General features: G+C 67.0%; 9 protein-coding genes and 1 tRNA gene. 6 read left to right on the top strand and 4 right to left on the bottom strand.

What is annotated here, in order from left to right:
• The 4 genes from F6X51_RS23435 to F6X51_RS23420 all read right to left on the bottom strand — a co-directional run.
• Window positions 1-417: calcium-binding protein (locus F6X51_RS23435; protein WP_150966098.1), on the bottom strand; the 417-nt coding region annotated here is incomplete at its 3' end.
• Between the two features lie 573 nt (window positions 418-990).
• Window positions 991-2,757: a type I secretion system permease/ATPase gene (locus F6X51_RS23430; protein WP_150966086.1), complete on the bottom strand. Its 1,767-nt coding sequence runs from the start codon at window positions 2,755-2,757 to the stop codon at window positions 991-993.
• 367 nt (window positions 2,758-3,124) lie between these two features.
• Window positions 3,125-3,201: transfer RNA gene (locus F6X51_RS23425), tRNA-Asp, on the bottom strand.
• Window positions 3,202-3,324: 123 nt separating this feature from the next.
• Entirely contained in the window at window positions 3,325-4,134 is an 810-nt protein-coding gene (locus F6X51_RS23420) for a hypothetical protein (RefSeq protein ID WP_150966085.1), read from the bottom strand.
• A 349-nt stretch (window positions 4,135-4,483) separates the two neighbouring features.
• Between F6X51_RS23420 and F6X51_RS23415 the strand changes: the two genes are divergently transcribed.
• The 6 genes from F6X51_RS23415 (at window position 4,484) to F6X51_RS23390 (ending at window position 10,285) form a co-directional block, all read left to right on the top strand.
• The gene (locus F6X51_RS23415) at window positions 4,484-5,374 is read left to right on the top strand and encodes a LysR family transcriptional regulator (RefSeq protein ID WP_150966084.1); all 891 of its coding nucleotides are present in this window, start codon (window positions 4,484-4,486) and stop codon (window positions 5,372-5,374) included.
• Between the two features lie 153 nt (window positions 5,375-5,527).
• The gene (locus F6X51_RS23410; protein ID WP_150966083.1) at window positions 5,528-6,268 is read left to right on the top strand and encodes a 5-oxoprolinase subunit B family protein; all 741 of its coding nucleotides are present in this window, start codon (window positions 5,528-5,530) and stop codon (window positions 6,266-6,268) included.
• A 5-nt stretch (window positions 6,269-6,273) separates the two neighbouring features.
• Entirely contained in the window at window positions 6,274-7,287 is a 1,014-nt protein-coding gene (locus tag F6X51_RS23405) for a 5-oxoprolinase subunit C family protein (protein WP_150966082.1), read from the top strand.
• 22 nt (window positions 7,288-7,309) lie between these two features.
• Window positions 7,310-8,143 (top strand): putative hydro-lyase, encoded by an 834-nt coding sequence (locus tag F6X51_RS23400; RefSeq protein WP_150966081.1) that lies wholly within the window; start codon window positions 7,310-7,312, stop codon window positions 8,141-8,143.
• A 64-nt stretch (window positions 8,144-8,207) separates the two neighbouring features.
• On the top strand, window positions 8,208-9,485 hold the full coding sequence (locus F6X51_RS23395) for an MFS transporter (RefSeq protein WP_150966080.1): 1,278 nt from the start codon (window positions 8,208-8,210) through the stop codon (window positions 9,483-9,485).
• A 38-nt stretch (window positions 9,486-9,523) separates the two neighbouring features.
• The gene (locus F6X51_RS23390; RefSeq protein ID WP_150966079.1) at window positions 9,524-10,285 is read left to right on the top strand and encodes a LamB/YcsF family protein; all 762 of its coding nucleotides are present in this window, start codon (window positions 9,524-9,526) and stop codon (window positions 10,283-10,285) included.

Below are 10,285 nucleotides of genomic sequence, written 5' to 3'. Positions count from 1 at the left end.
GACGGTGTCGTTGCCCTTCCCGCCATCGATGGTGTCGTTGCCCTTGCCGCCGTAGAGGGTGTCGTCACCCTTTCCGCCGTGGATGGTGTCGTCGCCCTTGCCGCCATAGACGGTGTCGTTGCCCTTTCCGCCATCGATGGTGTCGTTGCCCTTGCCGCCGTAGAGGGTGTCGTCACCCTTTCCGCCGTGGATGGTGTCGTCGCCCTTGCCGCCATAGACGGTGTCGTTGCCCTTGCCACCGTAGATGTTGTCGTCGCCCTTTCCGCCGTAGATCTTGTCGTCACCCTTGCCGCCGTAGATGGTGTCGTGTCCACCACCGCCGTAAATGGTGTCGTTGCCGCCACCACCGTAGATCACATCATCGCCGGCGCCGCCGTAGATGGTGTCGTTGCCGTCACCGCCATAGATCTTGTCCATTGTCCTGCTCCATTCGCTGATAAACAGCAGCTGATCGCTGCGTGATGTTTCGATGAGATCGTAAAATCGAAGATTTACGACCGGGATTTCTTTGACCCGTTCGGGAGGATCTCTCCGTCGAAGTCGAGTGTGTTCTAAGACGGATCGCGCGCCTTTACTGTGATTTGCGTCACGCATGTTTCGAGGGCGGGCTTCTTGCGCGAAATTTCGCCGTGCTGTCTGAACCCGACCGTTTTCTTCCCGCGATACCGATGCCTCGTTGTCCGGGGATCGATGCAGGGGAGCGTGCCTCCCTCCGCGCGCGTCTCGGATCCTCAGCGCGTCGCAGATTGCAGGCGATGTCGCGCCATGCGCGAGCGGCAGCCGTCATGGGCCGGAACACAGACACCGAGCAAGTTGAGGTCGAAGAAGCAAGAAGTGCAGGACTGTGTCGTCGGACGAACAGGCTAGATTCTCTGTAGGAACGGGAAAGCAAAAATGGTCGAGGAGCCTCTTCCGGCTCCTCGACCATTTGGACGCTCCATCACGACGTCACTGCCGCTCCGTGCCGACCCTCGCGGACGGATGTGGGTCTCAGGCGCTCTCGACGATTCGCATCGGCGCTTGGCCAGCAGAACGGGGGAGAGGGCGCTCAGCTTGCGCCGCATTCGCCTGCGGCACGGCCGGTCGGCGGATCCGGCGCAGGACCTCGTCCTTGGGGCCGAACGCCTGGATCTCACCCGCCTCCAGGGACAGCATCAGGTCGACGCCTGCCAGTGCACTCATCCGGTGAGCGACGATGATCACGATGCCGCCCCGCGCCCGAACTCTCAGGATCGCGTCGGTCAAAGCCGTGTCGCCGTCGCCGTCGAGGCTGGCATTCGGCTCATCGAGAACGAGGAGGAAGGGTGAACCGTAAAGCGCGCGGGCCAATCCGATCCGTTGTCGTTGCCCGCCCGATAGCCCGACGCCCCCCTCCCCGAGTTCGGTGTCGTAGCCTTCCGGTAGGCGCTGGATGAGGTCGTGGACACCGGCCTGCCTGGCCGCCTCCTCGATCGCGGCGCGGGTCGCATCGGGTGCGAAGCGCGCGATGTTCTGCGCCACCGTCCCGGCGAAGAGCGAGACTTCCTGGGGCAGGTAACCGATATGGCGACCGAGCTCGGCCGCGGCCCATTGCGACACCGGCACGGCATCGAGCCGGATGCTTCCGCGCGCGGCCGGCAGAATCCCGACGAGCGCCCGCACCAGGGTCGACTTCCCCGACCCGCTCGGCCCCGTGACGGCGAGGGCCTGTCCGGCTTTCACGGTAAAGCCGACATCCCGCACCGTCAGGCGCGTGCTGCTCGGCGGCGCCACGCTCAGCCCCTCGACCTTGATGAGGTGCATGGGGGCCGCGAGTGCGGTGCTGCGTTGCGCCTGCGGGTTCTTCGCCAGCATCGCGGTCAAACGGCTCCAGCTCTGCTGAGCGGCAACGACGCCCTTCCAGTTCGCGATCGTGGCGTCGAGCGGCGCGAGGGCGCGCCCGAGCAGGATCGAGGACGCAACGATGATGCCGGGCGAACTCCTGTCGTGGATGACCAAGTAGGCACCGATCGCGAGGACGCCCGATTGCAGCGCCATGCGAGCGGCCTTGGAAACGGCGCTGGACCAGCCCGCGACATCGGCGACGCTCTGCTGCGACAGGAGATAGTTCTGGTTCGCATCCTCCCAGCGGGCCGCGAAATGGTCCTGCATGCCCATCGCGATCAGCACGTCGGCGTTCCGGCAACCAGCATCCGTCACCGTGCTGCGACGTTGCCCGTGCTCGCTCGCGATCCGGGACGGCCCCCGGGTCATGCGATCAGCGATCACCGTGATGCCGACGAGGAGCAGAGCGCCTGCCACGGTCGCCAATCCGATCAGCGGATGGAACAGGAAGCAGATCCCGAAATAGAGCGGCATCCAGGGCAGATCGCAGAGCGCGGCCGGCGCAGAACTGCCGAGGAAGGCGCGCAGCTGGTCGAGGTCCCGCAGGGGCAAGTACCCGTTGCCGGGCGCCGATCCGCCGAGCGCACCACGCACCATCACGTGGAAGACCCGCTTACTCAGGCAATCGTCGAGGACGGCCGCGATGCGCGTCAGGATGCGGCCGCGCAGGGATTCGAGCGCCGCCTGGAAGGCGTAGAGCATCATCGCGAGAAGAACGAGCCCGACGAGCGATGGCACCGATCGACTCGGGAGGATGCGGTCGGAGATGACCAGCATGAAAAAGGAGGCGGTGAGGTAGAGGATACTCAGTAGGCCGCTGACCACCACGAGGCTGACGAGAGCCGGGCGGCAGGTCGTGAGGGCCGCACCAAGTTCGGGGACATTCGGTTTCATCGCGCCGCGCTCCACTTCCGGGATGGGTCTGACCAGGGCGGACCCGGCGCAGACCTGTGGCGGCTGCGATTCTGAAACCGGGCACCCGTGTCGACTGGGATGCCCTTCTTGTAAGGACTGGGATCGGAGGGTCCGTGAGTGGGGTCACACAGGGCGGGCTTGGCCCATCGAATGCGCTCGCTCGACCCGAAGCACGGTGCGAATCCGGCTGCGTTCAGATCGATGCGTCTCAGCCGAGTTGATCACGGTGAGAATGGGCTGACCGGAGGGCGCGGCTTGCCGACACTGTCAGATGTTGATCTGAACCTCGGTCTCGCGCCGTCTTGGAACGAGCGGGACCTACCCGCTAAGCCCGGCTCGTGAGGATTGGCGACGAAGACGGGGCTCGAACCCGCGACCCCCGGCGTGACAGGCCGGTACTCTAACCAACTGAGCTACTTCGCCAAACCAACCGTCCATTGCCGCAACCGGAGTGGACGGCGAACCGAATTCCACTGCAATCTGGCAACGTTTCTCCCGCTACGCCCTGGGCCCGGCGAGAGAGAACTCGCTGTCGCATAAATCCTCTCACGCCGCAACCGGGCACTTCCCCGCCGACCGCGTCGCCTTGCGGCCGCCCCGCGGCACGAGCAGTTGCTCCGGACGCCGCTTCTTGGCCCGCTCGAACAGCGCGTAGGTGCGGTTGACGTAATTGGTCACGCCGCTGATCTCGTCGATGTAGCGCTGCACCGGCGCGGTGATCTCAGCCTCCACGAGCCGCGTCGCCTTCGAGGGATCGGGCGTATCGAACCGCACGTAGAACCAGGGCTGACCGCGCCGCAGAACGAGGTTCTTCGAGGTGTCATGCCACTCGAACGCCCACATCAGCGGGCGCGGCCAGACATGGACCGGGAAGCGCCCGCTGATCAGGACACCGGGAAGCGGATCGGGCAGGTAGTCCAGATAGGGCGGCACCTGGTTGAGATACGCGACTTCGTCGGCCAGGAAGATGTAGGGCGTGATGATCTGCAGGATCGGGCGCTTCGGATGGCGCCATTCCGCCGGGTTCACGATGCTGACCATCTGGCCGATCTGCTTGGGACGGATGGTGCTGCGAGCCCCGTCCGCGTTCTCCAGCACCGGCGCCTGTCCTTCCTCCAGTCGGATGCGCAGGTTCAGGTCGACCGGGCAACGGATCATGATGTGGCGCGAATCGAAGTCGATCGCCGCCGGGCAGCCCTGGACGGATTTGGCCGAGGCCGCCCGCGGCAGGTCGCGACGGAACGGCTCCGGATCGTCCCAGATGAGGGCCGCCTTCGGGTCGGTGATCGCCCAACCGACCTCCGTGACGCGGCGGGCCGATTGTGCTTGTGATGACCGCTTGAAGAAACCGAACATGGCGCAACTCCAGATCTTGATCCAAGGGTCGGCTTCGACGATCCGTCGACAGCACTGCAACATCGAGGACCGCGGCGTCTGCATCGCGGAGCGTCAGGTTTGACGTTCGCGCTGTGTTCAGAGGATCGCACCGCGAGGTCGCGGACACGGATATGGACCGGCGAGGCATCGCCGACCGTGATGCAGGTCACAGGTAGTGGCGGGGCGGCACACACGCCGTCGCCCCACCGCATTCATGGGACGGGACACAAACCCTCCTCACCTCTCGCCGTCTCCGTCACACTCCGCCCTAACACGCCTGGCTCGGACGCTGCATCACGCGTCTGGCAAATGAGAAATCGATGGTGCGATGGCGGACCTGCGGAGCCTGGAAATCTTCTACTGGGTGGCGACGTTCTCGAGCTTCCGGCGCGCCAGCGAACAGGTGAACACCACGCAGCCAGCCGTGTCGCAGAGGATCGCGGCGCTCGAGCATGAGTTCGGACCACTGCTCGAACGCCGCACCCGCGACGTGGCGCTGACCGACAAGGGGCGGGCCCTGTTGCGCTACGCCGAGCGGTTCCTGGCGCTTCGCGCCGAGATGGTGACGACCCTGGCGAGTCCCAGCGCGCTGATCGGGACATTGCGGCTCGGCGTCTCGGAGACCATCGTCCAGACTTGGCTGATGCGGTTCGTCGAGCGCATGCGGGCGGCCTTTCCGGGCGTGAGCGTCGACATCGCCGTCGACATCTCGCCGAACATGCAGGCGGCGCTCCTGAACAACGACATCGATCTAGCGCTCCTCGTCGGGCCCATCACCCTGCCGAACCTCGTCAATCGCCCCCTCTGCAGTGTCGGCGTCTCCTGGATCGCCTCGCCGCAGCTGGTCGAGGCTGGCGAGACGCTCGATCTGCCCGACTTGCTGCGCTTTCCGCTGATCACCTATCCGAAAAATACCAGCCCCTACGTGGAGTTGCGGGATCTGATCCTGCGGGCGAACCACCCGCCACCGCAGATCCACACCAGCGCCTCGCTCGCGACGATCATCAAGATGACGGTCGAGAGGTTCGGGATCTGCCTGATCCCGCCGGACGTGGTCCAACGCGAGATCGCCGCGGGTGAACTCCATGTCCTGCCGACGACCGCGAACCTGTCACCCATTTCCTTCACGGCAACCTACGCGAGCCGGCCCGACTACCACCTCGTCGAAGAGGCCGCGCGCATCGCGCAGGAGGTCGCCGCGTCGCCTTGTGAGCGATAAACAGAGCTTATCGGCACCCATTCGCAATCACGATTGGCGTGGATTCGAACACGATGTGACAGTGCCGGATCGAGAGGCATCGGGATTCGATCTCCCCGATAGAGCGGGCATTCCGCGCGGTCCCCAGCCTTTGCAACCTCGAGGTGCGCAATGATGCCACCAGCAGCAGAACCTGAGCGGCCGGCGCCGCGCTTTCTCGACGCGGGCGAGGCGGCCCTCGTGGTCGAATTCGGCAGCACGGTCGATCCAGCGATCAACGATCGCGTCCTCGCCCTCGATACGGCGCTTCGGAACGACCCGCCGCGGGGACTGACCGAGTCGGTGCCGACCTACCGGTCCCTGATGATCCACTACGATCCGCTCGTGCTCGCGCGCGGGCAACTCGTCGGGTTCGTCGAGGAAACGTTGGCTCAAGACGGAGCCGCGCGGGCCCCGGGCCGAACCTGGATCTTGCCCTGCTGCTACGACCCCGAATTTGCCGAAGACATCGCCGAGGTGGCGGGGATCGCCGGTCTCGCGGCGGAGCGCATGGCCGAGTTGCATCGGACGGCGGAATACCGGGTCTACATGTACGGCTTTGCTCCGGGGTTCGCCTATCTGGGCGGTCTGCCCGCCGAGCTTGCCGTCTCCCGCCGGGCCAGCCCGAGGGCGCCGCACCCGCAGGGCGCTCTTCTCATCGGCGGTGGTCTCGCTGCCGTCGGAACCTTCCCGATGCCCACGGGCTGGTACGTCGTCGCGCGGACGCCCGAGCGTTTGTTCTTCGAGACACGCGATCCGAATTTTCTGATCGAAGGGGGCGATAACCTCCGGTTCGAGGCGATCGATGCTGCGACCTTCGTGGATCTCGATCGTCGCGCCGCTTCGGGCGAGGTGATCGCCCGGGCTACCGGTTGACGTCGATGACCGACGCGCGCCTTCGCATTCTCGCCACCGGCGGCGGTGCCACGCTGCAGGATTCCGGCCGGCACGGCTTCATGCGCTACGGCATCACGCCGGCCGGCCCGATGGATCCGCTCGCTCACGCCACGTCCAACCGGGCCCTCGACAATCCGGGCGGTGCCACGGCGATCGAGATCTCGCTCGGCGGGTTGTCCATGGCCGCCGAGCAAGCCCCTGTCGACGTCGCGATCGCCGGTGGTTCCTTTCGGATCGACCTCGACGGACGCCCGTTGCCGGGGGCGACCGCGCTGACGGTGCGGCCCGGCGCCGTCTTGACGATCAGGGCCGGACGCAGCGGCGCCTGGTGCTACCTTGCGGTTGCAGGCCGGATCGACGTCGCCGGCACCCTCGGCTCGACGGCCACCCACACGCGTTCGGGTTTCGGCGGCCTTGAGGGCCGCGCGCTCCGACCCGGTGACGTCATCCCTGTGGCTCAAGTACGCGCGCGCGTCGGCGACCCGGCGCGCATCGAGGCGCCCTGGCTCGAGCGCCCAGTGGAGCGGATCCGCGTCGTGCTCGGACCGCAGGCCGATTACTTCCCCCAGACCGAGATCGAGGCCTTCCTGGCACAACCCTGGACCGTGACGGCTCGGGGCGATCGGATGGCCTGCTTCCTCTCCGGTCCGAAGCTGAAGCATGCCGGAGACTTCAACATCGTCTCCGACGGCATCGCGATGGGGGCGATCCAGGTACCGGGCGACGGCTCGCCCATCATCCTGATGGCGGATCGGCAGCCGACCGGCGGCTACCCGAAGATCGCGACCGTGATCGGCGCCGATCTCGGCCGACTGGCCCAGGCTCAAGCCGGCACCGTCCTGCACATTTTCGCGGTCTCCGTCGAGGATGCAGTCGCTGCCCGGCGTGCGGAGCGGGACGCGCTCGCGAAGGCGGTCGGCCTCACGCCGGTGATCCGCACCGAATTCAGCTCCGAATACCTGCTCGGTCTCAACCTGATCGACGGCGTGGTCGGATGAACCTGTGATTGTGGAGACACCGATGAACCATCCCGTCGCCAGCCCCCCCGATCCCGCCCCGGCGGGTGCTGTCGCGCCCTTCGCGACGGCGCGTGAGGCGCGGCGGGCCATACGCCGCGGCGAGTGGGACCGCCATACGGTCGGGCTGGCGCCGGCGCATGTGCAGGGGAACCTCGTGATCCTGCCGGCAGCGCTCGCGGGCGACTTCCTGCGCTTCTGCCAGCAGAACCCGAAGCCCTGCCCCCTCCTCGCGGTCTCGGCACCGGGCGCCCGCGATCTTCCAGCCCTCGGGGCCGATCTCGACATCGCCACGGACGTGCCGGATTACCGCGTCTACGAACATGGGCGCCTCGTCTGCGAACGCTCGGACGTGTCGAGCCTCTGGCGGGACGACTTCGTCAGCTTCGTGCTCGGCTGCTCGTTCTCCTTCGAGGAGGCGCTGCTCGCAGCCGGCATCCCGCTCCGCCACGTCGCGCAGGGGCGCAACGTGGCGATGTACAGAACCACCATCCCGACCAACCCGGCCGGTGCCTTCCACGGTCCCCTCGTCGTCTCCATGCGCCCGATGAAGGCCGCCGACGCGATCCGCGCCGTGCAGGTCACCGCGCGGATGCCGGCCGTGCATGGGGCGCCGGTCCACCTCGGCGACCCGCGCCTGATCGGCATCACGGACCTCGCTCGGCCGGATTTCGGAGATGCCGTCGCGATCGAGGCCGACGAGGTTCCGGTGTTCTGGGCCTGCGGAGTCACGCCGCAAGCGGTCGTGATGGCGGCGGAGCCGGCTCTCTGCATCACCCACTCTCCCGGGCACATGCTGATCACCGATCTCCTCAACCGCGACCTTCCCTTCGCCTGAAGTGCCGCCGCCCGGCACCAGCACGCCTGGCGACCCGCGTGAACCATCCGCCAGGAGAGCAACGATGTGGTTGAGAGACACGAACACCGAGGAGCGCAAGGTCCTCACCGCGGCGTTCGCGGGCTACGGCGTCGATGCGTTCGACTACATGGTCTACACGTTCATGATCTCGACCCTGACCGCGGTCTGGGGTCTGACGAAGACGGAGGCGGGCAACATCGCGACCGCCGCTCTGGTCACCTCGGCGATCGGCGGCTGGCTCGCGGGTGTCCTCGCCGACCGCTACGGACGGGTGCTGATCCTGCAGGTCACGGTTGCGTGGTTCACCGTCTTCACGGTGCTCAGCGGCTTCACGCAATCCTACGAGCAACTGCTCGTCACCCGAGCCATGCAGGGGCTCGGCTTCGGCGGCGAGTGGTCGGTCGGCTCGGTCCTGATCGCGGAGGCCATCCAGGCGCGCTATCGCGGAAAGGCCGTCGGCCTCGTGCAGAGCAGTTGGGCCGTCGGCTGGGGCATGGCCGCCATCGCCTACTGGGCGGTCTTCGCCTTCGTCGAGCCGGCACTCGCCTGGCGGATCCTGTTCTGGCTCGGCGCGCTGCCGGCCGTGCTGATCTTCTATATCCGCCGCAACATCGAGGATCCGGTGGTCTACCGCGAGACGCGGGCGCGCATGGCGAAGACCGGCGACAAGGGCAACTTCCTCGACATATTCTCGCGCGATCTGATCGGCCGCACGATCCTGGCGAGCCTTCTGGCGACCGGGATGCAGGGCGCCTACTACTCGGTGACGACGTGGCTACCGACCTACCTGAAGACGGAGCGCAACCTCTCCGTGCTGAACACCAGCAGCTACCTCCTCGTCCTGATCCTCGGCTCGTTCATCGGGTACCTGACCAGCGCCTACCTGTCCGATCGCATCGGCCGCCGCAAAGGCTTCATCCTGTTCGGCGCCTGCGCGGGGGCCCTGGTGTCGATCTACATGCTGATCCCGATCACCGACACATCGATGCTGTTCCTCGGCTTTCCCCTCGGCTTCTTCCTCTCGGGCGTGTTTTCCGGCATGGGCGCCTTCCTGAGCGAGCTGTTCCCGAGCCGGGTGCGAGGCTCCGCCCAGGGCTTTTGCTACAATTTCGGGCGCGCGGTCGGTGCCGTCTGCCCCGCGCTCGTCGGCTACCTCAGCGCCACGTTGACACTCGGGGTCGCCATCGGAACGATGGCGGTCGCCGGCTATCTCCTGGTGATCGTGTCGGCGCTGATGCTGCCCGAGACCGCCGGCCGGGAGCTTGAGGCGGACGGCGAAACCGTGTCAGCAAAGCCGATCGCGGCGCCGGCCTCCGCCTGATGGCGGGCGGCCCCGTCCCGGACGAAGGGAGAGAAACCATGCCGAGCGTCGATCTCAATGCCGATCTCGGCGAGGGCTATGGCAGCTATCGCTGCGGCGACGACGCGGCGATGCTCGGCGTGGTGACGTCGGCCAATGTCGCCTGTGGGTTGCATGCTGGGGACCCGGAGATCATGGCGACGGCCTTCGCGCTCGCCAAGACCAGGCGCGTCGCGGTTGGAGCGCATCCGGGCTTTCCCGATCTCTGGGGCTTCGGGCGGCGCCGGATCCCCTTCAGCGCACCCGAGATCGAGCACCTTGTCGCCTATCAGGTCGGCGCGGCGCAGGCGCTCGCGGCCTATGCGGGCCATCGCATCTCCTACGTGAAGGCGCATGGGGCCCTGGCCAACCTCGCGGCGGCGGAGCCGAAGGTCGCAGAGGCGATCGCCCAGGCCGTGCGGGCCGTCGACCCGGGGCTCGCGCTCCTCGCCATCGCCCTGTCGGCCCAGGTGGCGGCCGGCGAGGCTGCCGGCCTCGCGGTGCACCAGGAGATCTTCGCCGATCGCGGCTACACCGAGGATGGTCAGCTGATCGCGCGCGGTGATCCAGGGGCGATGATCGATGCCGCCGAGGAAGCGGCGAGCCGTGTGCTCGCGATGGTTGAGGAAGGGGCGATCATCACCGCATCCGGACGGCGGCTCCGCACGCCGATCCGCTCGATCTGCGTGCACGGCGATACCCAGCACGCGGTGTCGACGGCCCGCGCGGTGCGGCAGCGCCTCGAAGGCGCCGGCATCACCCTCGCGCCCTTCGCGGCCTGA

Source organism: Methylobacterium planeticum, from assembly GCF_008806345.1.
Classification (GTDB): Bacteria; Pseudomonadota; Alphaproteobacteria; order Rhizobiales; family Beijerinckiaceae; genus Methylobacterium; species Methylobacterium planeticum.
This window is presented reverse-complemented; position numbering and strand designations above follow the sequence as displayed.

What these genes read in the sequence shown, in the direction of transcription:
- F6X51_RS23430 (WP_150966086.1), bottom strand. Translation starts at nt 2,757, where the DNA reads ATGAAACCGAATGTCCCCGAACTTGGTGCGGCCCTCACGACCTGCCGC.
- F6X51_RS23420 (WP_150966085.1), bottom strand. Translation starts at nt 4,134, where the DNA reads ATGTTCGGTTTCTTCAAGCGGTCATCACAAGCACAATCGGCCCGCCGC.
- F6X51_RS23415 (WP_150966084.1), top strand. Translation starts at nt 4,484, where the DNA reads ATGGCGGACCTGCGGAGCCTGGAAATCTTCTACTGGGTGGCGACGTTC.
- F6X51_RS23410 (WP_150966083.1), top strand. Translation starts at nt 5,528, where the DNA reads ATGCCACCAGCAGCAGAACCTGAGCGGCCGGCGCCGCGCTTTCTCGAC.
- F6X51_RS23405 (WP_150966082.1), top strand. Translation starts at nt 6,274, where the DNA reads ATGACCGACGCGCGCCTTCGCATTCTCGCCACCGGCGGCGGTGCCACG.
- F6X51_RS23400 (WP_150966081.1), top strand. Translation starts at nt 7,310, where the DNA reads ATGAACCATCCCGTCGCCAGCCCCCCCGATCCCGCCCCGGCGGGTGCT.
- F6X51_RS23395 (WP_150966080.1), top strand. Translation starts at nt 8,208, where the DNA reads ATGTGGTTGAGAGACACGAACACCGAGGAGCGCAAGGTCCTCACCGCG.
- F6X51_RS23390 (WP_150966079.1), top strand. Translation starts at nt 9,524, where the DNA reads ATGCCGAGCGTCGATCTCAATGCCGATCTCGGCGAGGGCTATGGCAGC.